Here is a 25,876-nt window from a genome sequence, read left to right on the forward strand (position 1 = left end):
GCGCGTCGTCCTACTGCTTCGGCGCCGGCTCCTCCGGGTCGATTTTCGGAGGGCTGCGCGGGCCCTGCTCGGTGCCCGGCTCCGCCGTGGAGTTGCCCTGGCCGCCCTGCTCCTCGAACTGGCGCGTGCCGCCCTGGTCCGTGGAGGGCTGCTCCTGGGCGCCGGTGAAGCCGGGCGCGCCGATGCCGCCGGGGCTGCCCTGCGCGCCGGAGCGGTCCTGCGGTCCCGGCGCGTCCTGCGCGCCCTGCACGGGCACCTGCTGCGGGCGGTTGAACTCATCCGGCGCGGGGTTGGCGCCCTGCTGCTCGTTGCCGAGGCCCGAGCCGCCCGTGGCGGGCGCCGGGGCGGCGCCCGGGGTCGGCTGGCCGCCCAGCTGGGACGCGGGTTGCGGGGTGCCGGGGCCGAAGCTGTCGGTGGGCTGCTGCTCGTTGGCGACGCCCTCGTACTCGCCCCCTGTCTTCGGCAGCGGCTTGTCGCGCTCACAGGCCGTGCCCAGCAGCGCGGCCGCGGCCAGCGCGCCCGGCAGCAACAGCCAGCGGCGGAAACCTCCTGGGTGCATATGCCTCTCCTCTGGTGGAACGCTGTGCTCCTCCAGAGGGATGGGCACCCGCCCGGTGCGCCGGGAGTTGGCGAGGGGGCGGACAGGCGCCCCCCGGCCCACTCGACTCAGCGAAGGTTCCGGTCGTTGCGGTCCTGCCAGCCCAGCGGCGCGAAGCCCGCGCCCGTCTGTTGATACGTCATGTTGCCCTGCTCGGCGCCGTCCTCGCCGCCCAGGCCCTGCGCTGCGGGCGCGTAGCTGGCGCCGCCCAGCCCGGAGTACCGGTCCTGCATCATCTTCCCGGGGTCATCCTGGATGGAGTTGTTCTGCTTGCCGTCCGTCCTGGGCGTGCGCGGGTCGATGCTGGAGCCCAGCTGCCGGATGGTGGCGTTGTAGCCACGGCTCGCCGGCATCGTCCACGGCGCGAGCTGCTCCTTCGAAGTCTGGCCGCCCTCCATGTTCCGCATGGCCTCGGGCTGATGGCCCCGCTGGGCGAAGACGTTGCCCCGGTTCTCATCGGGCTGCTTGCCGCCTGATTCGGGCAGCCCGCGGCAGCCCGCGCCCAGGACGACGCCCACGACCAGTGCCGCCGCCCGGGTCCACCGCCGAAAACTCCGCTCGCGCATGTCCACTCCTCCGAGTCCGTGCAATCGGTTTTCCGTCACCCCGAGGAGTTGGGCACGCCGGGTGTCCGAACCACGAGGCGGCGACACGGCGGCACGCCTGGCCGCCCGCCCCCAGGTATAGCCTCAGCGACCCGCGCGGGCAGAAGTCTTGCGCGCGGCGGACTTCTTCGCGGGTGTCTCCTTCTTCACAGCCTTGCTCGCCGGAGCCTTCTTCGCGGGCGCGGCCTTCGCGGGCGCGGCCTTCTTCGCCGGCGCGGCCTTCTTCACGGGCGCGGGCGCGGCCGTGCCGGAGCCGCCCTTCGCGCCGAGCGCGGCGAGCACCTCCGCCACGTGGCCGCCCACCTTCACCTTGGGCCACACCTGCTTCACGCGGCCGTCCGGACCGATGAGGAAGGTGGTGCGGGTGATGCCCTGGAACTTGCGGCCGTAGAGCGACTTCTCGCCCCAGACGCCGTACGCCTCGAGGGCCTTGTGCTCGGGGTCCGCGAGCAGCGGGAAGGGCAGGCTGTACTTCGACGCGAACTTGCGGTGGCGGTCGACGCTGTCCGCGGACACGCCGAGCACCACCGCGCCCGCGGCGCCCAGCGCCGAGTGCTCGTCGCGGAAGTCGCACGCCTCCGTGGTGCAGCCGGGAGTGTCGTCCTTCGGATAGAAGTAGAGGACGACGTTCTTCCCTGCGTGCTGGGAGAGCGTCACGGAGTTGCCGTCCTGGTCTTGAAGCTGGAAGCCGGGGGCCTGGTCACCTGCTTGGGGCATGGACATGGCGCCTCACTTAACGGCAAACGGCGCCGCCCTCAACGTCCAGCGTCGTGCCTCCGGCGTCCGCTACCGCGGGTTGCCCGCGTCGGCGGGGGCGGCGTGCTCACCGGCGTGGTCCGAGCCCTCCTCGCCCTCGGGGTGGGAGTGCGCTTCGTACTTGATGAGCTCCGCGCGGCACCGCTGCAGCGCCTGCTTCAGGGGCTCGCGGGCCGACTCCTCGCGCGTCTCGCCCAGCTTCTTCGCCAGCGCCTCGCACGCGGCGCGCTTCACGTCCGCCGCGTCGGTGCCCGGCCCCGTCGCGCCCGGCGTCGCCAGGGGGCGCGGGGGCAGCGTGCCACGCAGGGTGCGGATGGCGGAGAGCCGCGCCTCGGCCTCGGGCCGCGCCTTCGAGTCGCGGGGCACCGCCTCGAAGGCGGCGATGACGGCGTCCCACTCCTTGTTCCGGGGGGGCACGCCGCGGTCGACGAGTGCCTTGTAATCCGCCTCCGCGGCCTGGAGCTGCTCCGGGCCCTTGTCGCACCCGGTGGACAGGTGCAGGCAGAGTACGAGCGGCAACGCGGCGAGTCGTCGGATGACCATCCTCATGTCGGGTGAATCTCCTGTCCTGCTGGCCTCCCGATTGAAGCACGGGTAGGGTGCCGCGTCGTGTCGTCCATCCTCCTCGCCTTCCTGGTTGGTCTCTCCCAGGGCCTGCTCCACGCGGTGGGGCCGGACCACTGCGCCGCCATGGCCACGCTCGGCACGCTGGGCGGCGGCCGCAAGCGGCTCGCGCTCGCCACGGCCCTGCGCTTCGCCCTGGGCCATGCGGCCATGCTGGGCGGCATCGCCGCCGTGTGCCTGCTGGCCGGCGTGGGCCTGTCGGAGACGTTCGAGCGCTGGGCCGAGGTGTTCGGCGGCGGCATCCTCGTCGCCCTGGCGGTGACGGCGCTGCTGTTCCCCAACAGCCTCAACCACGGCCACCCGCACCTGCCCGGCCACTCGCGCGAGCCGCACGAGCACGTGCACACGGTGAGCACCGCGGCGGGCGCCTTCATGGCCATCAGCGGGGTGCGCTCGCTGCTCTTGGCGCTGCCCCCGCTGCTGATGGGCGGCAGCATGAGCCTGGCCGCGTGGACGTACCTGCCCGGCTTCGCGCTCGGCATCCTCCTGGGGATGGGCGCGGTGGGCCTGCTCTTCGCGGAAGGGCTGTCGCGCCTGGGCGACGGGCTGGTGGCGTGGGTGCAGCGCGCGGTGGCGCTGGGCTCCGGCGCGCTCGGGCTGTTCTGGATTGGCTCGCGGCTGGCGGGCTGAGCAGCGCCAGCCGGGCCCATGAGCGACCCGCGTTGAAGATCCAGTGTCCCGGGCCCGGCTCAATATCGGTCCGGGGAGCCGCTGCGTGCTCCTCCGACGCCGGTCTCGCCGTTCCGCGTGAACGCCGCGTGACGGCGTCCCCACACCCACGGAGAAGAACTCAGATGAAGAAGAGCCTGCGAATGCTCGTGTGCCTTGCTGGCGGTGCCCTGTTCGGAATGGGGTGCGGCGGCGCGCCCCAGGAGACTCCGGCGGAGGCGGAGCAGCCGCCCGCGGCCGAGCAGCCGCCCATGTCCGAGGAGCAGCCCGGCGAGGTCCACCAGCAGGCCGTCTACTCGGTCTGCTGGGGCGAGCTCGGCATCTACGAGAGCCCGTCCACCTCCAGCCTGAAGGTGTTCGTGCTCCAGTACGGCAACCACTTCAATACGGACAGCTCGGTGTTCTCGGCGAATGGTGACTACTGGGTCCGGGGCCAGCTGTACTGCTACCCGCCCTACACCTGCTACGGCGGCTACGGCTACGTCCGCTGGAACGGGCTCTGCCACTAGCCCCCGTCCTCCACCCGCCGCGCTGACGCCCCGGCGTCAGCGCGGACGGTGAACAGCCGCCGTCGGCGCGTGTGCGCGGAAGAGGTCTGGGAGCTTGCGCGCTACGAGCGCTTGTCCAGGATGCCCAGCGACATCATCGCCACCAGGAAGCCGTAGACGACGTGCTCGGGGCGGTTGGCGAAGGCCAGCAGCTCCGCCACGGTGCGGTTGCCGTCAATCTTCGGGAGCAGCTCCGCCTCCCACCGCTCCAGCTCCACCTCGTTGAGCTGGTAGGCCGGGGCCACGGCGGGGATGAGCCGGTCCTCCGGCTGCAGCAGGCGGCGCAGGCGCTCCGGCTTGTAGAGCTTCTTGATGCCCCGGACGATGAGGTTGGCCGGGTGCACGTCCAGCTTGATGGACTCCGAGGAGGCCTTCTCCTTGAAGCTCATCACGTACGTGCCTTCATCCCACGCGAACAGCGAGTAGATGACGGCCTTCACCTGCTGGCCCACGTAGTACAGCCGCTCGGTGTCCTTGAGCAGGCCGCGCTCCACCAGCACGTCACCGGTGCGGCGGTTGGTCTGTGCGGCCACCGCGGACGCGTCCTGGAGCTGCTCGGGCTTGATTTTGCCCACGCGCACGAGGAACTGGCCGAAGCGGTCCGCCAGGAGGTTGGAGAGGGCGAACACCGGGGTGCCCTTCTCGAAGTAGACGACCTTCTTCACCTTGCCCTTCTGGATGCCCAATTCGCCCGTCTCGCGCGACAGGTAGAAGGCGGTGAGCAGCGAGGGCAGGTTGTCCTTCAGCTCGCCGCGGCGGCTGCCGGGAGCGCCGCCGCCCGCGGGCACCGGGTCCGGAGGCCGGCCCGGGGTGGGCGGGCGCACCTGGGTGGCCGGCACCTTCTGCATGGGGCTGGCGGTGAGGTTGGCGCCGCGGATTTCGGCGGTGATGTTGCCGCCGCCCGTCACCTTGATGCGGCCGGTCAGCTCCATGACGTCCTGAGGACCTTCGTCCTCCACGTCGATGTCCAGCTCCACCTCGAAGGCGTCCTGGAGCGAGGCGGCCGGGGCCTTCTTCTCCGGGGGGAGGACCTTCGTCATGGCCTCCAGGAGCTTCTGGGCCTCGAAGGGCTTCTCGAAGTAGCCGGCGGCCTGGTACTTCGTGCGCGACTCCACGGCGTGCTTGCCGCCCTTGAAGACGCCGGTGATGAAGAGGAGCGGGAGCTGGGGGTTGTCCTTCCGCAGCGCGTCCGCGAGGTGGTACCCCATCATGTCCGGCAGCAGGATGTCGAGCACGGCGGCCGCCGGAGGGTTGGCCCGGGCCACCTCGATGGCCTGCTTTCCGCGGTTGGCGCCGACGACCTCGTAGCCCGCATCCTCGAAGAGCTGGGTGAGGAGGGACAGGAGTTCCTGGTTGTCGTCGACGACGAGGATTCGGGGTGCCATCGCGGGGCGTACCGTACCAGATGCGGGGGGAAGGGTCAGACAATCCGCCTCCTGTCCGGCCCCGTTTTCCGTGGAGGATGCATCCGTCTCGCCGGGGCGTTAGGGTGGCTGCCCCGTGATGTCTCCCACCCGTCATCCCCCGCGCTCCCGGATGGTGGGCCTGCTGGCCTGCCTCCCCCTCATGCTGCCCGTCGTGGCCCTGGCTCAGTCCTCCGACGATGCGGGGACCGAGGACGGTGGCATCAACATCCCCCTGCCCGACGCCTCCGTGGGCGAGGGCGGCCCGGACCGCGACAACCCCGAGGGCGAGGACGGCCACCTGCCCGTCACGTGCAGCCGGAGCGGGGACTGCGCGCCCCGCTTCACCTGTCAGCAGGGCACCTGCCGCTACACAGGCGTGCGGGAGGCGGACAGGCAGGGCTGCCTGCTGGGCCCGGAGGCGGCCCTGCTGGTGGTGGGGCTGGCCGCGGTGGCCGCGCCCCGGCGGAAGAGGCGATAGGGCGCACATGCGGCTGGGGCTCAAGGCGGACAACCTGCTGGAGCGCGTGGCGGACTGGTTCAACCTGGCCCCCAAGCCGGTGGCGCATGCCTTCTTCGGGATGATGGCGTCCCGCACGCTGATGGCGGGCGTGCGCCTGGGCGTGTACCCGGCGCTGGCGGAGGGGCCCGCGTCGGCGGAGGCGCTGGCGGAGCGGCTGAAGCTGTCGCCGGAGGGCACGCGCACCCTTCTGGAGGCGCTGGTGGCGTGCGAGGCGGTGGAGCGCCAGCGCGGCGGCCGCTACCGGCTGGCCCCCCGGGCGAAGCGCTGGTTGGATCCGCGCTCGCCGAAGTACGTGGGCGCCTTCCTGGAGTTCAACTACGCCCAGTGGGACTGGTGGACGGGGCTGGAGGGCGTGGTGCGCTCCGGGCAGGCGGTGGACATCCACCAGTTCGCGCCGGACGACCCGCGCTGGCGCGACTACATCCACGCCATGCACCAGCTGGCGCGGCTGGCGGCCCCGGAAGTCGCGGCGGCCATCTCCCTGCCCCGCGGGGCGAAGAGCCTGCTGGATTTGGGCGGCGCGCATGGCTGGTACGCGGCGGAGTTGTGCCTGCGCCACCGGGGGCTGAAGGCCACGGTGCTGGACCTGGAGGGCAGCGCGCGCGTGGGCCGGGACATCATCACCTCGGCGGGGCTGAGCCACCTCGTCACCCACCGCGAGGGGGACATCCTCTCCGCGGACCTGGGCGGCCCGTACGACGCGGTGCTGCTCTTCCAGGTGATGCACCACCTGTCGCCCGCGCAGAACGTGGCCCTGCTGCGCCGGGTGCGCGGCGCGCTGGGCTCCAGGGGCACGCTGGCCGTGCTGGAGTACCTGCGCGAGGACATCGACGACCCGGCGAGCTCCGCGCCGCTGATTGGCCTGCACTACTTCCTGACGTCCGGCGCGGCGGCCTATACGCCCGCGGAGGTGGAGGGCTTCCTCGACGACGCGGGTTTCCGCATCGACCAGAGCCGCCCCATCCGCCACCTCCCCCTCCAGACGCTGCTGCTGGCCCGGCCGGGCTGAGCGGGCGCCCGGCCCCCGGGGGCGCCTGGAGGCCCATCGCTCCGCTGCGCTAGCGTGTCCCTCCTTCCGATGCTCCCCGAGAAACCACTTCCCGCCGACCCTCCGGACGTGCCGCTCGCCGTCGACCTCGACGGGACGCTGGTGCGCACGGACACGCTGCACGAGAACCTGCTCGCCCTCTTCAAGCTGGCGCCCTGGTTGCTCCTGCTGGCGCCGCTGTGGGTGCTCAAGGGCAAGGCCTTCTTCAAGGCGGAGGTGGCACGGCGGGCGGCGCTGGACGCGTCGCGGCTGCCGTACAACGAGGAGCTGCTGGCCTTCCTGCACGAGGAGAAGGCGCGCGGCCGGCGGCTGGTGCTGGCCACCGCGGCGGACCGGCGCATCGCCGACGGCGTGGCGGCGCACCTGGGCCTGTTCTCCGACGTGTACGCGAGCGACGGGACGGTGAACCTGTCCGGCGCGCGCAAGCTGGCGCGGCTGAAGGAGGCGCTGGGCACCTTCGACTACGCGGGCAACGACGGGGTGGACGTGCCCCTGTGGCGCGAGTCGCGCCGGGTGGTGGTGGTGCACGCGCCGGCCGGGGTGCTGAAGCAGGCGCACGGGCTGGGCCGCGAGGTGCACCGCGTCTTCGAGCGCCCCCGCGTGGGCCCGCGCGTCTGGGTGAAGGCGCTGCGCGTGCACCAGTGGGCGAAGAACGCGCTCGTCTTCGTGCCGGTGCTGGCCGCCCACAAGGCGCTGGAGCCCGGGCTGCTGGTGAAGGCGGTGCTCGGCTTCGTCGCCTTCAGCCTGTGCGCGTCCAGCGTGTACGTGCTCAACGACATGCTGGACCTGGAGTCGGACCGGCGGCACCCGACGAAGTGCAAGCGCCCCTTCGCGGCGTGCGCGCTGCCGGTGAGCACCGGCGTGGTGCTGGCGCCCGCGCTGCTCCTGGCCGGCGCGGCGGTATGCGCGCTCCTGCCGCCCGCCTTCTCCGCGCTGCTCGCCACGTACTACGCGCTGACGCTGGCGTACTCGCTGCGGCTCAAGCAGGTGGTGATGCTGGACGTGCTGGTGCTGGCGGGCCTGTACACGGTGCGCATCTTCGGCGGCGCGCTGGCGGTGGGCGTGCCCACGTCGAGCTGGCTGATGATGTTCAGCATGTTCCTCTTCCTCTCGCTGGCGCTGGTGAAGCGGCTGAGCGAGGTGCGGCGGCTGCGACAGACGCAGGAGGCGGCGGCGCCCGGGCGCGGCTACCTGGCGCAGGACTATGAGCAGCTCGCCAGCCTGGGCGCGGCCGCGGGCCAGGTGTCCGTGCTGGTGCTGGCGCTCTACATCACCTCCAAGGAGGTGACGGCGCTGTACTCGCACCCCGAGCGGCTCTGGCTGCTGTGTCCCATCATGCTGTACTGGGTGGGGCGGGTGTGGCTCTTGGCGCACCGCGGGCTGGTGAACGAGGACCCGCTCGTCTTCGCGCTGAGGGACCGGGTGAGCTACGGGGTGGGGCTCGCCGCGGCGCTGGTGCTATGGGTCGCCCGGTGAGAGGACCGACGCGATGAAGGCTCTGGAGTCCTGGGGGCGCTACCCCCGGGTGGAACAGCGGACGCAGCCGCTGGTGTGGCGCACGGACGCGCTGCCCCGGGCCCAGGGCCCGCTGCTGCCCCACGGCCTGGGCCGCAGCTACGGCGACTCCTGCCTCAACGAGGGCGGCACGCTGCTGCTCACCGCCGGGCTGGACAAGCTCATCGCCTTCGACGCCGGCACGGGCGTGGTGCGCTGCGAGGCGGGCGTCACGCTGGACACGCTGCTGCGGCTGGCGGCGCCGCGCGGCTGGTTCCTCCCGGTGACTCCGGGCACCAAGTTCGTGACGGTGGGCGGCGCCATCGCCAATGACGTGCACGGGAAGAACCACCACCGGGGCGGCACCTTCGGCCGGTACGTGCGGCGCTTCGAGTTGGTGCGCTCGGACGGCAGCCGCCGCGTGTGCGCGCCGGACGAGAATCCGGACTGGTACGGCGCGACGATTGGCGGCCTGGGGCTCACCGGGCTCGTCACCTGGGCGGAGGTACAGCTCAAGCCCATCAGCAACCCGTACGTGCTCCAGGAGACCGTGCCCTTCGAGAACCTGGACGGGTTCATCGAGGTGGCCCGCGCGTCCGAGGCGGACTACGAGTTCACCATGGCCTGGGTGGACTGCCTGGCCCGGGGGAAGAAGGTGGGGCGGGGCCTCTTGTACCGGGGCAACTTCGCGCCGCCGCAGTTCGACGGGCTGCCCCTGAAGAAGAGCCACCTGTCCCACGGCGTGGGGCTGGCGGTGCCCATGGACATGCCGGCCTTCTGCCTCAACCGGCTGTCGGTGTCCGCGTTCAACTGGCTCTACTACCACCGGCAGAACGGCAAGCCGAAGCAGCGGCTGACGCACTATGACCCGTTCTTCTACCCGCTGGACGCCATCTACGGATGGAACCGCATCTACGGGAAGCGGGGCTTCCTCCAGTTCCAGTGCGTGGTGCCGTACGCCACCGCGCGCGACGCGCTGAAGGAAATCCTGGAGCGCAGCTCGCGCGGCGGGCTGCCCAGCTTCCTCTCCGTGCTGAAGACCTTCGGGGACCTTCCCTCGCCGGGGTGGATGTCCTTCCCGCGCCAGGGCGTCACGCTGGCCATGGACTTCGCCAACCGCGGGGAGAAGACGTGGCGGCTGGTGGAGGAACTGGACCGGCTGACGCGCGAGGCGGGCGGCGCGGTGTACCCGGCGAAGGACGCGCGGATGAGCCCGGAGAGCTTCGCGGCGTACTTCCCCCGGCGCGACGAGTTCTCCCGCTACCTGGACCCGGCCTTCTCGTCGTCGTTCTGGCGGCGGGTGAACCCCGTGGCCCTGCCCTTCTCCCTGGAGTCCGAGCGCGGCCCCACGGCCTCGCGGCCCCAGTCCCTGCTTGCGATTCGCTGACGTCTTCTCCGAGATTGCCGACCCCATGAAGAAAGTGCTCGTCCTCGGCGCCACCAGCGCCATTGCCCAGGCGACGGTGCGGCTCTTGTCCGCGCGCGGCGCCTCGCTGTACCTCGTGGGTCGCAACGCGGCGAACCTGGAGGCGGTGGCGCAGGATGCCGCCACGCGCGGCGCGGCGAAGGTGGAGTCGCGCGCGGTGGACCTGAATGACTTCGCCGCGCACGAGCCGCTGGTGGACGCGGCGTACTCGGCGCTGGGCGGGCTGGACGGGGTGGTGCTGGCGCACGGCGTGCTGGGAGACCAGGCGGAGGCGCAGAAGTCGTGGGCGGCGACGGAGGCGGTGCTGCGCACCAACTTCCTGAGCGCGGTGTCGCTGCTGACGGTGCTGGCCAACCGCTTCGAGGCGCAGAAGGCCGGGACGCTGGTGGTGATTTCGTCGGTGGCGGGAGACCGCGGCCGGCAGAGCAACTACGTGTACGGCGCGTCGAAGGGCGCGCTCAACGTGTTCCTCCAGGGCCTGCGCAACCGGCTGGCGAAGTCGGGGGTGGCCGTCGTCACGGTGAAGCCCGGCTTCGTGGACACACCGATGACGGCGCACCTGCCGAAGAACAAGCTGTTCGCCTCGCCGGACAAGGTGGCGCGGGGGCTGCTCAGCGCCGCGGATGCGCGCAAGAACGAGGTCTACGTGCCCGGCATCTGGGCGCTCATCATGCTCATCATCCGGACGATTCCGGAGACGGTGTTCAAGCGGATGAAGCTGTAGGGCTACCTGCCGGGTGGGGCGCTTGTCAGACGCCCCTGATATCCCCACACTTCGAGCATGGCCTACGGCGCGCGAAAACAGGAGCGTCCGGCGACTCTCGCCGACATCGAGGCCCTGCCGGAGGGCGTGGTGGGGGAAATCATCGATGGGACGCTGTACACGCATGCCCGGCCTGGAGGTGGGCATGTCTATTTCGGACTGCGGCTCTTCGGAGAGCTGGATGGCCCCTTCCAACTGGGAGCCAACGGGCCGGGAGGTTGGTGGCTCATGGTCGAGCCCGGCGTGCAGGTGGAGGGCTCGCCGGAGTTCATCCCGGACCTCGCCGGGTGGCGGCGCGAGCGGGTTGCCACCCTGCCCCAGGGACGGTGGACCACTGCACCGGAGTGGGTCTGTGAGGTGCTCTCACCCTCGACGCGCGCCTATGACCGGCGCATCAAGCGGCCGTTCTACGCGCGCATCGGCGTGCAGCATCTGTGGTTCGTCGACCTGGAGGAGCGGACGCTCTCCGTCAACACACAGGTGAACGGCTTCTGGATGGAGACGGGCGTCTACGGCGAGGACGACGCGCTCGTTCGCGTGGCGCCGTTCGAGGATGTGGAGTTGCGGCTGGGCTGGCTCTGGCAGTCCGTCGGGGGCAGGCGCTGAGGCTGACGATGACCCGGCGACAGGGCCCTCTCACCTGACAGGTGGGGCGCTGCTTGTCGGACGCGGTTGATATCCCCACACTTCGAGCATGGCCTACGGCGCGCGAAAGCAGGAGGGCCCAGCAACCCTCGCCGACATCGAGGCCCTGCCGGAGGGCGTGGTGGGGGAAATCATCGATGGGACGCTGTACGTGCATCCTTGGCCCCGGCCCGGGCATTCGGACATCCTGACCGAACTGGCCTCGGAGCTCCGAGGGCCCTTTCATCATGGCCGGGGCGGACCGGGAGGGTGGATCATCCACGTCGAGCCCGGCATCCGGCTGCCGGACGCCCCGGAGTTCGTCCCAGACCTCGCAGGCTGGCGAAGGGAGCGTCTGCCCCGCGGGATTCCCGACGCCTCGTGGACGCTGGTTCCCGACTGGGCCTGTGAGGTGCTCTCACCCTCGACTCGCGCCTATGACCAGCGCATCAAGCGGCCGTTCTACGCGCGCATCGGCATCCGCCACCTGTGGTTCATCGACCTGGAGGCCCAGACACTCTCCATCAGTGAGCTGAGGGAAGGCCACTGGCTGGAGTTGGGCGTGTACGGCGAGGACGACGTCATCCGCGCCGCCCCCTTCGACGCCCTCGAGCTCAAGCTGGGCGAGCTGTGGCCCGTCATCGACACGTCCCGGCAGGAGTGACGCAGCGCTCCGGTGAGCCAAGACGCCACCGGGTTTCAGCAGCAGCCGGCATACCCCTGACATGATTGCGGAATGGAGGGTGGTTTTGGGCGCCCACCTCTCCTTGGGTAGGCTTGCGGGCCGCCCGCCATGACCACCGCCGCTCCTCTCACTCCCGTCCCCGAGCCGCTCGCTGCCGCTCCGTCCACCCCGGAGCCGGCGTCCTCCGCGCCGAAGGCCTGGGGTCTGGCACGGCGCATCGCCTTCCGCGTCGCCTTCGCGTACCTGCTCTTCTACTCGCTCCCATCCCCGCTGGACTCCATCCCGGGCCTGGAGTTCCTCAGCGAGGCCTTCGACTTCGTCTGGCGCGCCGTCGTCCCCTGGGTGGGCAAACACGTGCTGCGCCTGGGCACGGACATCACCATCTTCCCCAACGGCAGCGGCGACACCACGTACAACTACGTGCAGTTGCCCGTGCTCCTCGGCGTCAGCGTGCTGGTGGCCGCCGTCTGGTCCGTCGTCGACCGGCGCCGCCTCCAGTACGTGAAGGCCCACGACGCGCTGCGCGTCTACGTCCGCTACGTGCTGGCCATCAGCATGCTGTCCTACGGCTTGGCCAAGGTCTTCAAGTCGCAGTTCCCCTTCCCCTCCCCGGACCGGCTGGTGGAGCCCCTGGGCGAGTTCTCCCCCATGGGCCTCCTGTGGACCTTCATGGGGTACTCGAGGGGCTACAACGTCTTCACCGGTGGCGCGGAGATGCTGGGCGGCCTCCTCCTGCTCTTCCGCCGCACCACCACCCTGGGCGCGCTGGTCGTCATCGGCGTCATGACCAACGTCGTGGCGCTCAACTTCTTCTATGACGTCCCCGTCAAGCTCTACTCCTCCCACCTGCTGCTGATGGCGGTCTTCCTCGCGCTGCCCGACGTCCAGCGGCTGCTCGGGGTCCTCCTCCTCAACCGCCCCACGGAAGCCCGGGCCCTGGGCCCGCCGTTCCAGCTCTCCCGCCGTGAGGCCCGGGGCGTGCTCGCCTTGAAGGTGCTGTTCATCGCCGCCGTGAGCTGGGCGTTCTACGACTCGCGAGCGAACTACTTCGCGAAGTACAACGACTCCGCCCCCAAGCCCGCGCTCTACGGCCTCTATGACGTCGAGTCCTTCACCCTCGACGGCCAAGTGCGGCCCCCGCTGCTCGGAGACCCGATGCGGTGGCGCTACTTCTCCGTCAACCGCTTCGGCCGGGTGATTGTCCGGCGGATGGATGACCAGCCGCAGTACTTCACCCTGGAGCATGACGCGGCGAAGTCGACCGTCACCCTCGGCGAGGGCCCCCCGGACGCACAGAAGAAGATGGTGCTCACGTACACGCAGCCGGACGCGGAGCACTTCGTCCTCCAGGGGACCTTGAAGGGCGGCCCCTTCGAGGTCCGCCTCAAGAAGGTGGACGAGTCCAAGCACCTGCTCGTCAACCGCGGCTTCAACTGGATTCAGGAGTACCCCTTCAACCGCTGAGCCGCCGTCTCCCTTCAGTCCTGGCGCGCGGCGGGCGCCGGCTCCAGCGGGGGCACGTCGCGGCCCTCGCCGAAGCCCAGGGCCCAGAAGCGCGGGCGCACCGGCTCGCGCGCCACCAGTCGCAAGAGGAGGTACTTCGCCTCGTCCTGGCCATCCAGCGCCAGCGCGAAGGTGCCGTAGTGCATGGCCACCGACGTGGCCGAGCGCAGCACCTTGTGCGCCTGGAACGCCTCCCTCGGGCCCATGTGCACCGGCCGGAAGGCGGTGGGCCGGTAGGCGCCAATGGGCAGCACCGACAGCCGCATGGGCCCGAAGCGCTCGGCCATCATCGCGAACTGCGGGCCGTAGCCGGTGTCTCCCGCGAAGAGCACCGGCCCGCCCGACGTGGAGAGGACGTAGCCCGCCCACAGCGTCGCGGACGTGTCCGTCAGCCCCCGGTTGGAGCGGTGCTGCGCCGGCACCGCCGTCACCGTCCGCCCCGGCGCCACCTCCGTGGACTGCCACCAGTCCAGCTCCTCCACCCGCTCGAAGCCCTCGCCGTCGAGCAGCGCCTTGTTGCCCAGGCCCACGATGAAGCGCGGCTTGTGCGCCTCTTCCAGGCGCCGCAGCGTGGGCAGGTCCATGTGGTCGTAGTGGTTGTGGCTCACCACCACCACGTCGATGGGCGGCAGGTCCTCGAAGCGGATGCCCGGCGGGCGCACCCGGTGCGGGCCCACGCAGGACAGCGGGCTCGGCCGGTCCGAGTAGATGGGGTCCGTCAGCACGTTCAGCCCGTCCGCCTGGAGCAGCACCGTGGCGTGGTTGATGAACGTGACGCGCAATTCCCCCGCCCCCACGCGCTCGGGCGGCGGCTTGCCGGGAGCAAGGTCCTCGTAGTCGCGCCACTCGCCCCGGGGCTCCTTGCGCAGCGCCTCCAGCACGTCGCCCGGGCCGAGCCGACGCACGGGCTCCAGGTTCTCGAACTGCTCGCCGTCGAAGTGGTCCGTCACCGGGCCCTCGTGGCGCGTGCCCGCGAAGAGGCAGCCTCCGAGCCACGGCGCGCACACGAGGAGGACGAGCGCGAGGCGCTTCGTCGGGGAGGGAGTGGCAGCAGGGTGCGGCATGGTGAAGGTGCTCCAGGGAAGTCCAGGGGCCTGCCCGCCTCACGTGGCGGTGGCGGCCGGGGCCCCGCTCGCGACGCCGCCCACCCACGCGCCATGCTCGCGGACCCACGCCACCGTGTCACGCAGCGTCTCCTCCAGGAGGACCGGCGGCCTCCCCGGCTCCCGCGGCTGGAGGCGTGACAGACAGGGGCCGAGCCCTGTCACACAGCCGGGACGACGGTAGGCGCCCACGGGTCCGGCATGGAGGCCACCCGGCGCTCCGCTGTCCGCCCGCCCCCGGGCCGGGCACCGGTGTTCCCCTGCGCGGCCAGGGGCGTTCATTGCCGCCTCGAGGCGCCCTTCCCACGTTCGAGGCATGGACGCACTGCCCGTCACCACCGAGCCCGGGTTGGACCCCTCCGACCCCTATGCCCGCGAAGCGCAGACCTTTCCGCGGCTCAGCCCGGAGATGGCGGAGCGCATTGCCGCCTACGGCACCGAGGAGCGACTGACCGGTGGCACGCTCCTGTTCAGCCGGGGAGACCGGAACGTCGACTTCTTCTTCGTGGTCGAAGGCGCCGTCGAAATCTTCGACTTCGACCACGAGGGCGCACCCCACGTCCTCGCCGTCCAGGGCGAGCAGCAGTTCACCGGCGAGCTGGACCTCTTCACCGACCACCAGATTCTGGTGAGCGGCCGCACCCGCGGTGATTGCCGGGTGGTCCGCATCAGGCCGCAGGACTTCCGCCGGCTGGTCAGCACCGAGGCCGACATCGGCGAAATCATCATGCGCGCGTTCATCCTGCGCCGCGTGGGCCTCATCCGTCATGCCCAGGCCGGGGTGGTGCTCATCGGCTCCGGCCATGGCGCCGACACGCTCCGGCTGCAGAGCTTCCTCACCCGCAACGGCTATCCCCACAAGCTGCTCGACATCGACGTCGACCCGGGCGCGAGCGGCTTCCTCCAGTGCTTCGAGCTGACCCCCGCCCAGCTCCCCGTCGTCATCGCGCCGGGGAGGACGGTCTACCGGAATCCGTCGAACGCCGCGCTGGCGGATGACCTGGGCTTCAGCGAGGCCGTCGACCCCGAGCATGTCCATGACGTCGCCGTGGTCGGCGCCGGCCCCGCGGGGCTCGCGACGGCGGTCTACGCGGCGTCGGAAGGACTGGAGACCGTCGTCGTCGAGGCCCTGGCGCCCGGCGGGCAGGCGGGGACCAGCTCGAAGATAGAGAACTACCTCGGCTTTCCCACCGGCATCTCCGGCCAGGCGCTCGCGGGCCGGGCGCAGGTCCAGGCCCGGAAGTTCGGCGCGCGGCTCATCGTCTCCCGCTCCGTCGCCGACATCGACTGCGAGAGCACGCCCTACCGGCTGTGCCTGGAGGATGGCCGCGTGGTGTCCGCGCGCTCGGTGGTCATCGCCACCGGGGCGCGCTACCGGAAGCTGGACGTGCCCGACCTCGCGCGCTTCGAGGGACAGGGCGTCCACTACGCGGCGACGGCCATGGAGTCGAGCCTGTGCAACGGCGAGGAAATCATCGTCGTGGGCGGAGGCAACTCCGCCGGACAGGCCGCCGTCTTCCTGTCGCGCACGGTGTCGAAGGTGCATCTGCTCGTGCGCAGTGGCGGGCTCGCGGCGACGATGTCCGACTACCTCGTCCAGCGCATCCAGTCCTCGCCGCGCATCGAGCTGCACACGCGCACGGAAATCACGCGGCTGGCGGGGAGGCGGTTCCTGGAGGAGGTGACGTGGGTGCACCGGCCCACGGAGGAAGCCACCACGCGCCGCATCGGCAATATCTTCGTGATGATTGGCGCCGAGCCGAACACCGAGTGGCTCAACGGCTGCCTGGAGCTGGATGGCAAGGGCTTCATCCGCACGGGGCAGGACGCGGAGGGCCGGGCGCTCGCGTCACCGTATGCGACGTCGCGGCCGGGCATCTACGCGGTGGGGGACGTGCGCTCGGGCTCGGTGAAGCGCGTGGCGTCGAGCGTGGGCGAGGGCTCCGTGGTGGTGCAGGCGATTCATGGCTTCCTGCACCCAGCCGTGGTGTGAGTCAGCGCTCCCAGAGCGTTCCGGTCGAGCGCCTCGGTGGCTGGCTCCAGCACCTCGCAGAGCCAGTCGGGAGCGAGCTCCACACCGACGACATCTGGTAGCTCCGGCATGCGCTCGCGCCGCCACCCCACGACGTCGGGCACCAACACATCACCACCGAGATGCCATTCGGGCTTGAACAACAGGACCCATCCACCGGGTCCCTCCTGCTCCGGTTCCTCGTCGAATGGCCACAATGCCCTCGCCACCCGGGCTGTAGCCCGAGCATGGAGCGTACCGGGGTGAGGCCTCACGTACAGCTCACCGTCGAGGATTTCCCCAACCACGTTCGGCGGGAGGCGTTCCAGCGCTTCGTATGCGACCTCCGTTCGCGTCTTGTCGCTCATGTGTCCAGCTTGCACCATACCCCTGACATCCTCACGACGTCAGGGAATCCTGGAGGTCACATGGCGGTGATTCGTCAGTGGACGGCCCCGGGTTCACCTCGAACCCGGGGCGCCCTGCTCCGGCCCTAGCCCTTGTTGTCCCTGTCGACGACGTTGTCCACGCCGTCCTTGTCGTCGTCACCCGGCGGCTCCTTGCCGTCCGGCAGGCCGTCGTTGTCGCTGTCCACGTCGAGCACGTTGGGCAGGCCGTCCCCGTCCGCGTCGCCCTGGACCTCGTCCTTGTCCAGCAGCCCGTCCTGGTCCTGGTCGCCCTTGCTGTCGAGGGGAACTTCGAGCTCCACCTTCGTCCGCGTGGAGCCGCTGCACTTCCCGTCGCCCGGGTAGATGGCCGTGGCGGACCACTTGCCTCCCGCCACGGTGAGCCGGTAGTCCTCGAACGTGCCGCCGGTGCTCGTCGTCACCGTCTGGTAGACGGGGTTGCCCGCTTCGTCCGTGTAGCGCAGGAGGAACTTCTGGCCGGGCCGCTCGGGCTTCGTGTAGCCCTTCACGCGGATGAGGCCACACGACTCGGGCGGCCTCTTCGGGTCGTAGAAGTAGACCCTGCGCTTCTGGTCCGGCTCCAGGTGATACGCGGGGAACTCCTTGCAGCTCACCTTCTGCACCTCCACCGTCTCGATTTCCACGGTGGTGCGGCGGCGCAGCGGCACGCGCACGGTGGCGCCTCCCATCCGCACCAGCGTGTCTCCGCGCGGCGTCCACGCCGTGACGTGGGCGTCGTGAGCGACGCAGTCCTGGTCCTTCTCGTCGGGCTGGAACTTCAGGTGGCCTTCCAGCAGCTCGCCCGGCTTCACCACCGCCTTGTCCGGCCCGAAAGACCGACCCCAGTGCGAGGGCAGGCCCTCGTAGCGGAAGTACACGAGCTGCTCCTTCTCGCCCGCGTTCTTGAACTGGAAGCCGAAGTCCACCACGTCGTAGGGACTGGCGTGCGCGGACTGCTTCACCCAGAGGTTCTGCTGCGCGTCGTTGTCGCTGGGGTTGGTGTCGGACGTCATCCGGCGCAGCTGCACCTTCACGCAGTTGTGCGGGTCATCCACGCCCATGGGCTTCCACACCACGTAGATGTCCCGGTACTCGCCCGACGGAATCACCGGGATGATGACGCTCTTGTAGAGGTCGAACGAGCCCACGCCATCCACCGTGTGGTACGGCGCGGAGAGCAGGAAGCGGACCTCCGTGTCGTACGCCGCCGCCGGGCCGTCGTTGTAGACGCGGGCGTAGATGCGGTTGTCCTGGTCAGCGATGGGCCGCTCGTCCACCTGCGTGGTGTTGTAGCCGCCCCCGTCCTCCTGGTTGTCCACCCAGATGTCCGGGCTGGTCCACGCCGGGTCGCCCACGCGGATGCGGACGTTGTAGTCGACGGGGGGCGTGTAATCGACGGTGACGTCGTAGCCGCCGTTGGAGGGGCGCTCGGCCGCCACGCGCACGCTGATGCCCGTGCCGGGAGGCGCGTCCGTGTCGCCCACGCCCAGCGCCGCGTCCCCCACCGTGGTGGCCGGCGTGCGGTCCCGGATGACGACGGGCACCTGGCCCTGCGGAATCGCCTTGTTCGCGTAGTACACGAGCACGCCCTTGCCCGGCACCACCTGGTCCCGGTTCGCCAGCGTCGGCGTGCGCGCCTCCACCCAGTAGAAGTGCGTCTCGTCCTCGAAGGACGTCACGCCCGGCGTCAGGCCGATGGCGATGGCGCCGTACTGCCCCGCCACCAGCGAGCTCTGGAAGCTGACCGGAATGGACGGCTGGCCCGTGCGCGGCGACGTCCCCGGCGGACGGGGGATGAAGAGAATCTGGCCGCCGCTGCTCGTCACCCACTCGGCGTACTGCTTGGACCACACCAGCGGGTGGGCCCCCTCGAAGGGCAGCGCCATGTTGTCCCACTTGTTGGCGGGCTCGGCGACGGGGAACTCCACATTCTCGTGGGGGAACAGGTCCACGAGGCCGAACTGGTGCGAGTAGCCGTGGGCGTACTGCGCCAGCGAGTTCGTGGGCCCCTGGATGGAGACGGAGAGGTAGCGGGTGGTGCCGCCGACGGTGTACGGCCAGTGGCCCGTGGTGGCCCAGTCGCTCGTGAAGGCCGGGTCGTTCACCACCAGGATGACGCGGTCGATGTCGTCCGAGGGGTCCGTCGTGGCGCCGTCCAGCGCCCCCGGCTCCAGCGCCAGGAGCCCGTCGAGCGAGTCGGTGGCCAGCTCCACCAGCGGCGTCACGTTGCCCGAGTAATAGTCGCTGCTGGGGCGGCCCAGGGCGAGGGGCGCCTTGTACACGGGCACCAGCGTGGCCTGGTTGTAGCTGACCTCGGAAATCCACTGCGTCAGCGCGTCGATGCGCTGGGTGACGGTGGCCTCGTCCGCGCTGCCGGTGATGTTCGAGAAGTCCACCCGGAGCACGAGCGTGTCCTGGACGCCGTCGGGGAACGGCCCGCGAGTCACCTGCACGGGACGCAGCGAGATGTTGTTGTTCTTGCGCACCTCGTCCAGCCCCGTGGCCGGCGTCAGCCGGTCATGGAGGTTGGACACCCGCGCCGACAGCAGGAAGCGGCCATCCGCCGCGGCCGCGGACTCGGGAGCCGGCGGACGGAAGAGGATGGGGCCCACCACGGTGACGCCATGGGCCGTCATCGTGGCGCCGGGCACGGTGGGCACGACGAGCGCGTTGCCGGGCGCGTTGACGGTGGCGCTGGAGTAGCCCTCGAAGAAGCCGTCCAGGCTCCAGTGGTTGGGGAACTCGAGCGCCGACGCCGGGTCGCCCCAGTACAGCCGCACGGCGGAGTTGGTGGCCGGCGCGCTGTTGCGGTTGCGCACCATCACATAGACGTAGTTGGTGGTGTCGTAGCGCGGCTGCTGGAAGGCGTAGTAGCCCAGGCCGAACTCGGCCGCGGTGGCCAGGTTCACGTCCGGCCGGTGGCGCACGAGGATGTCCGGAGAGGACAGCGTGAAGCCGGTCGACGACGGCTGCGTGCCGGTGTCGCCCAGGTAGTCGCGCACGTACAAATCAAAGGGCATGGGCGCGCCCGAGCCCAGGAAGGCCACGAGCCGCGCGGCGTCCGAGTCGATGACGAACACGCGCCCCAGCCCGTCAATCTCCAGCTTCTGCGGCGAGGTGAAGAGCGGGGCAATGCCCAGCGTGGAGTCGAAGCTGCCGTCCGGGCGGAAGACGGTGACGCGGTGGTTCTGCGTGTCGGCCACCCACATCATCCCGTCCGGCGCCACGGCCACGTCGCGCGGGCTGCGGAACTGCGAGGTGCCGGTGCCGTTGGAGCCGAAGCGCAGCGGCGCGCCCACCGGCGGAATCTTCACAATCTGGTGGTGGCCCGTGTCCGCCACGTAGAAGGTGCCGTCCGCGCCCACGTCGAAGCCGCTGGCGCCGAACCACGTGGTGTCTGTGTGGGCGACGGACCAGCTCGTGTCGTCCGGCCCGTCCGCCACGAGGATGCGGCTGTTGCCCGAGTCGAGCAGGTACACCCGGCCCAGGGGCCCCACGGCGAGGTCCTTCGGCTGGGTGATATTCACGCCCGCCACGGTGTTGCGCGTGGTGGACGCGAAGGCCGCGTCGTACGTGTAGCTGGAGGTGGCGGCGTCCCACCGGTACAGCTCCACCTCGCCGCCAATGCTGTCCAGCGCGTAGAGGTTGCCCTGCGCGTCGGCGGCCACGCCCTGGGGCTGGTTGAGGGCCTGCTCCTGGGTGGGGTCCGCCACGAAGCCGACCTCCGACCAGGTGGAGGCGGCCGAGAGGCCGGAGATGGCCGTGTACTTGATGCGCCGGTTGGCGGTGTCCGCCACCAGCACGCGGCCGTTCAGCTCGTCGACTCCCACGCCGAAGGGGACGAGGAAGCCGCCGGTGACGGGGGTGGGCGCGCCGGCATCGGCCGCGCCGCCGCCCAGGGAGGACTGGCTCCAGAGGAGGGCCAGGCCCGCGAACACAGCAAGGGTACGCCGCACCGCCCGCGGGCGGTGCGTGGAAGGATTGGGGCTCACGATGGGAGTCCTTGGTTGGGAATTACTTGTCGAGGAGGAACCGGGCGCGAGCCACGGAGCCCTTGTGCTTCGTGGACCTGGAATGCTTCGTCACGTAGTCGGTGAGGACGGACTTCCCGTCCGACCAGCGCGACACCTCCATGAGGGCCAGCTCGCGGACGGTGTCGTCCGTGTCGTCCAGGAAGACGAGCGTCTCCTGCTTGGCGAGCTCGGGACCGCGGCGGCTGAAGGTGTTCAGCGCCAGCCGCCGGAGGGCGGGGCTCTTCGCCTTGCCCGCCTCGGCCACGTGGCCGCCCAGGCGCGCGTCCCACGGCATCTTCTGCGCGGGCTGCGACATCAGGTAGGCGAGCACCGTGGAGCGCACGGCCTCCGCCTCGGGCTTGCCTTCCACCGACTCCCAGATGTCGGAGAGGGCGGCGGCGCGGGCCGCGGGCGCCACCTCCTTCTCGAAGCGGGTGAAGGCGGAGATGCGCGCGAGGCCGTCGTCCGTGGCGAAGTCGCGGCCGAGCTGCACGGCGCTGGACTGGGCGGACGCCAGGGTGGAGACGGTGAGTGCCAGGACAGCAAGCAGGCGGCGAATCATGGGTTCCTCATGAAGCGCGTGGCGCGCGCGCGGGTAATCTGCTGAACGGTGTGGACGGCGGTGTCGTCCCACAGCCGCTTGGTGTCGCGGTGGGTGCGCGGCGTGGTGCCGGTGGTTCCGCCGCGCATCAGGTTGAACGCGTCGTGGACGCCGCCGTAATGCCCGCCCCCCGACCAGCCCGCCACCGTGCCGCCGGCCTCGGCCGCCGACAGGGTGGCGTTGGTAATCATGTGGCCCACCTCGTGAGCGCCCGTGTAGTCGTTGGGGGTGTTGCGGCCCGCGACGAAGACGAAGTTTCTCGCGGTGGAGCCCGCGGGAATCCACCCGTCCGGGAAGGCCTGCCCGCGGTCGCCCGACGAGAAGTTGCCCACGAACATGAGGTAGACGGTGTTGGTGTTGGCGGGCCCGGCGGGGTCCACCCCGCGCGCCAGGGTGATGAGCGCCTGCTGGTCCGCCGAGGGCGCCAGGGTGCCGTGGCCGCCCGTGAAGCTGCCGACGTTGTTCAGGTTCACCGGGCTGCCCATGGGCAGGGTGATGTTGTCCGTCATCGCGTTGTAGACGACCTCCACGCGGACCCCCATGGGGACGTAGCGCTCCTTGAGGATGTCCGTGAGGGTGCCCACCAACGCCGCGGGGATGGCCGTGATGCCCAGGTTGTTGGGGTCCTGGAAGTTGAAGACGCGGACGGTCATCACCCGGCGCTCCTCGGGCGCGCGCTGGAAGAGCGGCGTCTTGAGCAGGATGTTCGTCGTCACCGGGTCGGTGGTCTGGTAGCGAGCCACCACGCGGCCGTCCGGATTCTTCGCCTGGCGGACGCGGTGGTTCGCCGCGTTGTAGGCCGCGTTGCCCGGGTGGGCGGTGAGGCCCGTGTTGGTGGGCACGTCGCGGTCCACCTGGTCCGCCACCACCATCACCGCCTGCGACACGAAGATGCCCGTGTTGGCGCCCGTCTCGGTGAGGGTGACGGTCTTGTCCGTGGCCGGGGCGTCCTGGTGGGTGACGCCGTCCGCCTCCGTGGTGAACCACTCCAGGGCGTACTCCTCCACCGTGGCGGCGTTGGTGTTCCGCGCCGCGTCGGTGAGCCGGTAGTAGAAGCGACGCGAGTCGCGGCCGATGAAGTTGTCCGGATTGGCGGAGACGCCCAGGCGCACCTGGTCCGACTCGTTGTAGAGGGTGTTGATGGCGCCGAAGGCATCCGCCGCCACGCGGAAGGCGAAGTCCCACAGGCCCGGCCGGACGAAGAGCGTGGACGTGTCCGCGGCGGTGATGCGGAAGTCGCCGTTGGTGTCGTTCATCGTCTCCAGCTTCCAGAGGTTGAGCTTCAGCTCCTTGTTGGGAGTCGGGGCGGTGCCAGGCGGCGTGTACTGCACCCGCAGCTTCGGCGAGCCGGGCGTGAGGGCCTCGACGAAGACCTGGGCGGGAACGGCGTCCGCGGGGAGGTTGAACGTCTTCGGCAGCACCAGCGGGCCGGTCTTGTTCGCGGTGGTCCAGACCTTGAGCTGGGCCGGCGCGTCCGAGCTCAGCGTGAGCGTGCCGTCCACGCGGGGCTGGAAGCGCAGGGTGACGGCCACCAGGTCGTCCTCCGCGGCGGGCGCGGGCGCCTGGCTGGAGTCGACGGTGCCGTTGGCGTCGTCATCGTCCGAGTTGACGGAGACATTCAGGCCGCTGGCGGGAATGGCGTGGCCGGGGACCTCCAGCGCCATGTCGTAGAGGGTGAAGGGGACGCGCGGGGAGACGCCCAGGGAGCGGCCGCTGCGGAACGCCTCGACCTCCATCTGGTAGCGGCCCGCGGCCTGGGGCGTCGAGCCCACGCGGCCGTTCCAGGAGAAGGTGCCCAGGGCGGCGACGCTCGGCGTGTTGCCACGCGTCACCACGCTGCCCGCCTGGTTGAGCACGCGCCACTCCAGGCTGGAGATGGAGAGGGCGCCATCCACGCGGTAGTCGAACGGCACGTTGCCCGTGCCCGCCACCACGGCCTCGCGGTCGACGTAGGGCGCGGTGCTGGCCAGCTGGAGGGTGACGCTCTCCGTCTGGATGGCCTGCGTCTGGACGGCGGAGAAAATGGTGGGCGCGAGCGTGAAGTCGAGCAGCGTCACGCGCAGGTCGTAGCGGCCGGTGGGCGGCCGCGTGCCGGCGTTGGTGTAGCCGTTCCAGTTGAAGACCAGGGGCAGGCCCTTGCTCGACGGCCAGACGTTCAGGTCCACCGCGGAGTAGACGGGCGTGGTGCTGCCCGTGGGGAAGACCTCCAGCAGCGTGTACATGCCCAGCATGAAGGTGGGGTCTTCGTAGAGCGTGGAGTCGATGTGGTAGTAGATGTCGATGTCCGCGGCGTCGAAGGACTGGACGATGGCGGGCGTGCCGGTGGTGGGCGCGTCCACGCAGACGCCGGCCGCGCAGTTGCCGATGGTGACGCCCGTCTCCGCGTAGTTCGTCAGGGGGGGCGAGTCGTCATCCGTGACGGTGAGGCGGATGCGCCAGAAGCCCTGGCAGGCCGGCGGGACGGCGGCGCCCGCGGGGTACAGCGTGAGGACCGTGGCCGAGGGGCCGCTCGGCAGCGACGGCACGGCGCACCCCACGGGCGGCACCGCGGACCAGGCGTAGTTCGTAATCCCCAGGCCCGAGCCGGGAGGGCCCGACACCGCGTTGTCCAGGTCGAAGCTGGCCGCGCCATTCACGACGATGGGGCCGGGCAGCACGCCCGCGAGGTTGACGAGGTACCACGCGGACCCGCTGACGACGGCGGCGGGCGGCGTCTGCGGCGGCACGACGACGACGGTGTGGCGGGTGCTCGCGACGTTGCCCTCACCGTCCTGCACCTCCAGCTCGAACTGCCACTGGCCCGGCTCCAGGTCCGTCCAGTCCAGCGTCAGCGTGGAGCCGTTGGCGGGGAGGTTGAACACCTCGTCCACGCGGCCGGTGGTGTAGGTGCCCCACGCTTCCGGCGGGATGTCCACCACGTACCAGGTGTAGCGGACGAGGCCCGCGGAGATGCCGGTGACGGGGCTGCCGTCCGTCACGTGGCAGCGGTTGGACTGGCTGGTGCACGGGGAGTCGGGGTCCTCGGAGCCGCGCCCGTCCAAGAGCAGGGGGAACTCCAGCAGGTGGGCCACGTCCAGCCCGGCGATGTCCGCGGTGGGCAGGCCGTCCACGACGATGGCGCGGTCCTGGCTCACGGATTCATTCTCGTCGTCGGTGGCGGTGAGGCGCACAATCCACGTGCCGGCGGAGCTCGCCGAGGTGGCGCGGGTGACGGAGGCGCCGGTGGACAGCACGGTGAGCGGCGAGACGCCCGCGGACTGGGGCGCCTGGATGAGCTCCCACTCGAAGGTGAGGTTGCCGCCGTCGTCATCCGTGGTGACGCTGGTGGCCGCCTGCAGCGCCTGGCCGACGTCGATTTCCGTGGGGCCGGTGAAGGAGATGCGCGGCTTCAGGTTGCGCACCGTGACGGTGACCGTCTCGGTGTCGGTGGTGTTCTCGTTGTCCTTCGCGGTGACACGGAAGCGCCAGGTGCCCACGTGGAGGCCGGTGGTGGGGAGGTTGATGCCCGCGGTGGTGGCGTAGTTGCTCGTCGGCATCAGGCCCGAGCGGGTGGGCGCCTCCAGCAGCTCCCACACGAAGGTGAGGTTGCCGCCGTCCACGTCCGTGGTGGGCGAGGCCGTGAGGGCGATGGGCGTGTTGGCGTCAATCGTCGTGGCCCCGGCGACGCTGATGTTCGGCGGCACGTTGGGGACGGAGAACGAGTGATTGAAGGTCTTCAGCTCGCCCTCGTTGTCGGAGACGTCCAGCGCGAACTGGTAGTTGCCGATGTCGCGGTCGCTCGTGAAGGTGATGGTGGGGTTGGCGGTGTTGGCGGACGCCAGCGTGGCGGTGGACGTGGTGGGCTTGCTGACGATGCGCCAGGCGTGGTTCAGCCCCCCGCCGTCCGCGTCCCCCGAGTTGGCGCGGAGGGTGACGGTGGCGTTCCAGGCCGGCGTGGGCGAGTGGCTCGGGCTGGCCGTGGGCGGCGAGTTGACGACGGTGATGAAGAACGAGAGGGGCCTGGCGAAGTTGGTCACCGCCGCCAGGTTGCAGATGACGTTGCACGGCGGGGAGTACCCGCTCACGCAGTAGGCGGGGTCGACGTGCGTGCCATTGCAGACGATGGTCTTCCGGCCCAAATCCCGCAGGGAGTTGAAGGTCACATCGAAGTTGAACTCCGGCAGGCCGTCCCCGTTCGAATCGAAGATGGGGCAGGCCGCAGGGGAGGACAGCGGGTTCGACGTCGGCGCGCCAGGGTCTCCGGAGCCCGGGGCAATCTGCACCGCCGGCGCGGGCGAGAAGCCCGTCTGGCTGCAGGTGACCTGGAAGGGCCAGAGGTAGCCGTCCTCCGACTGCTCGCCGTACCGCATCGTGGTCTTCACCTGCTGGTTTCCGGTGTAGTCGCCGGCCTGGGTGGCGAAGGCCGCCAGGACCAGGAGGAGGCAGGCAACCCAGGGGATGCGCTTCATGATGATTCTCCAGATGGGGGCGGG

General features: G+C 70.6%; 21 protein-coding genes. 11 read left to right on the forward strand and 10 right to left on the reverse strand.

Annotated features, from left to right (window positions below):
• Positions 1–10 precede the first annotated feature (10 nt).
• The 4 genes from ACX9TP_RS42565 to ACX9TP_RS42580 form a co-directional block, all read right to left on the reverse strand.
• A complete protein-coding gene (locus ACX9TP_RS42565) occupies positions 11–559 on the reverse strand; it encodes a hypothetical protein (protein ID WP_482976413.1) in 549 nt (182 codons plus the stop codon).
• Between the two features lie 107 nt (positions 560–666).
• Positions 667–1,164, reverse strand: a complete 498-nt coding sequence (locus ACX9TP_RS42570) for a hypothetical protein (RefSeq protein WP_482976414.1) — start codon at positions 1,162–1,164, stop codon at positions 667–669.
• A 123-nt stretch (positions 1,165–1,287) separates the two neighbouring features.
• Positions 1,288–1,920, reverse strand: coding sequence for a thioredoxin-dependent thiol peroxidase (gene bcp / locus ACX9TP_RS42575; RefSeq protein WP_482976415.1), 633 nt, complete (start codon positions 1,918–1,920; stop codon positions 1,288–1,290).
• 69 nt (positions 1,921–1,989) lie between these two features.
• Positions 1,990–2,508: a hypothetical protein gene (locus ACX9TP_RS42580; RefSeq protein ID WP_482976416.1), complete on the reverse strand. Its 519-nt coding sequence runs from the start codon at positions 2,506–2,508 to the stop codon at positions 1,990–1,992.
• Positions 2,509–2,568: 60 nt separating this feature from the next.
• Here ACX9TP_RS42580 and ACX9TP_RS42585 point away from each other — a divergent pair, with 60 nt between their 5' ends.
• Together ACX9TP_RS42585 and ACX9TP_RS42590 are read left to right on the forward strand one after the other, a co-directional pair.
• A complete protein-coding gene (locus tag ACX9TP_RS42585; protein WP_482976417.1) occupies positions 2,569–3,213 on the forward strand; it encodes a hypothetical protein in 645 nt (214 codons plus the stop codon).
• Positions 3,214–3,377: 164 nt separating this feature from the next.
• On the forward strand, positions 3,378–3,761 hold the full coding sequence (locus ACX9TP_RS42590; protein WP_482976418.1) for a hypothetical protein: 384 nt from the start codon (positions 3,378–3,380) through the stop codon (positions 3,759–3,761).
• Positions 3,762–3,862: 101 nt separating this feature from the next.
• Here the strand turns inward: ACX9TP_RS42590 and ACX9TP_RS42595 are convergent, their stop codons facing one another.
• Entirely contained in the window at positions 3,863–5,185 is a 1,323-nt protein-coding gene (locus ACX9TP_RS42595) for a response regulator (RefSeq protein WP_482976419.1), read from the reverse strand.
• Positions 5,186–5,303: 118 nt separating this feature from the next.
• Between ACX9TP_RS42595 and ACX9TP_RS42600 the strand changes: the two genes are divergently transcribed.
• The 8 genes from ACX9TP_RS42600 (at position 5,304) to ACX9TP_RS42635 (ending at position 13,230) form a co-directional block, all read left to right on the forward strand.
• Complete coding sequence (locus tag ACX9TP_RS42600; protein ID WP_482982313.1) at positions 5,304–5,684, forward strand: MXAN_6627.5 family MYXO-CTERM protein; 381 nt, start codon at positions 5,304–5,306, stop codon at positions 5,682–5,684.
• 7 nt (positions 5,685–5,691) lie between these two features.
• Complete coding sequence (locus ACX9TP_RS42605; protein ID WP_482976420.1) at positions 5,692–6,735, forward strand: class I SAM-dependent methyltransferase; 1,044 nt, start codon at positions 5,692–5,694, stop codon at positions 6,733–6,735.
• A 69-nt stretch (positions 6,736–6,804) separates the two neighbouring features.
• Positions 6,805–8,250: a UbiA family prenyltransferase gene (locus ACX9TP_RS42610; RefSeq protein ID WP_482976421.1), complete on the forward strand. Its 1,446-nt coding sequence runs from the start codon at positions 6,805–6,807 to the stop codon at positions 8,248–8,250.
• A gap of 13 nt (positions 8,251–8,263) precedes the next feature.
• Positions 8,264–9,655 carry an FAD-binding oxidoreductase gene (locus tag ACX9TP_RS42615; protein WP_482976422.1) on the forward strand — a complete coding sequence of 464 codons (1,392 nt, stop codon included), beginning with the start codon at positions 8,264–8,266 and terminating at the stop codon, positions 9,653–9,655.
• A 25-nt stretch (positions 9,656–9,680) separates the two neighbouring features.
• Positions 9,681–10,418, forward strand: coding sequence for an SDR family oxidoreductase (locus tag ACX9TP_RS42620; RefSeq protein ID WP_482976423.1), 738 nt, complete (start codon positions 9,681–9,683; stop codon positions 10,416–10,418).
• Between the two features lie 129 nt (positions 10,419–10,547).
• Positions 10,548–11,063, forward strand: a complete 516-nt coding sequence (locus ACX9TP_RS42625) for a Uma2 family endonuclease (RefSeq protein WP_482976424.1) — start codon at positions 10,548–10,550, stop codon at positions 11,061–11,063.
• Positions 11,064–11,151: 88 nt separating this feature from the next.
• Positions 11,152–11,745 (forward strand): Uma2 family endonuclease, encoded by a 594-nt coding sequence (locus ACX9TP_RS42630; protein WP_482976425.1) that lies wholly within the window; start codon positions 11,152–11,154, stop codon positions 11,743–11,745.
• A 129-nt stretch (positions 11,746–11,874) separates the two neighbouring features.
• Positions 11,875–13,230 carry a hypothetical protein gene (locus ACX9TP_RS42635; protein ID WP_482976426.1) on the forward strand — a complete coding sequence of 452 codons (1,356 nt, stop codon included), beginning with the start codon at positions 11,875–11,877 and terminating at the stop codon, positions 13,228–13,230.
• A 14-nt stretch (positions 13,231–13,244) separates the two neighbouring features.
• Here the strand turns inward: ACX9TP_RS42635 and ACX9TP_RS42640 are convergent, their stop codons facing one another.
• Entirely contained in the window at positions 13,245–14,333 is a 1,089-nt protein-coding gene (locus ACX9TP_RS42640; protein WP_482976427.1) for an MBL fold metallo-hydrolase, read from the reverse strand.
• A 355-nt stretch (positions 14,334–14,688) separates the two neighbouring features.
• Between ACX9TP_RS42640 and ACX9TP_RS42645 the strand changes: the two genes are divergently transcribed.
• Entirely contained in the window at positions 14,689–16,365 is a 1,677-nt protein-coding gene (locus tag ACX9TP_RS42645) for an FAD-dependent oxidoreductase (RefSeq protein ID WP_482976428.1), read from the forward strand.
• On the opposite strand, the gene ACX9TP_RS42650 is transcribed toward ACX9TP_RS42645, so the two are convergent.
• The 4 genes from ACX9TP_RS42650 to ACX9TP_RS42665 all read right to left on the reverse strand — a co-directional run bounded on the left by ACX9TP_RS42650 (position 16,335) and on the right by ACX9TP_RS42665 (position 25,852).
• Positions 16,335–16,751, reverse strand: a complete 417-nt coding sequence (locus ACX9TP_RS42650; RefSeq protein WP_482976429.1) for a Uma2 family endonuclease — start codon at positions 16,749–16,751, stop codon at positions 16,335–16,337. The genes ACX9TP_RS42645 and ACX9TP_RS42650 overlap by 31 nt on opposite strands.
• A 125-nt stretch (positions 16,752–16,876) precedes the next feature.
• Positions 16,877–20,782: a hypothetical protein gene (locus ACX9TP_RS42655; protein WP_482976430.1), complete on the reverse strand. Its 3,906-nt coding sequence runs from the start codon at positions 20,780–20,782 to the stop codon at positions 16,877–16,879.
• Positions 20,783–20,804: 22 nt separating this feature from the next.
• Complete coding sequence (locus ACX9TP_RS42660) at positions 20,805–21,365, reverse strand: hypothetical protein (RefSeq protein ID WP_482976431.1); 561 nt, start codon at positions 21,363–21,365, stop codon at positions 20,805–20,807.
• Entirely contained in the window at positions 21,362–25,852 is a 4,491-nt protein-coding gene (locus ACX9TP_RS42665; RefSeq protein WP_482976432.1) for a PKD domain-containing protein, read from the reverse strand. Before ACX9TP_RS42665 ends, ACX9TP_RS42660 begins: the two co-directional genes overlap by 4 nt.
• Positions 25,853–25,876 lie beyond the last annotated feature (24 nt).

This window comes from Pyxidicoccus sp. M15 (genome assembly GCF_056858435.1).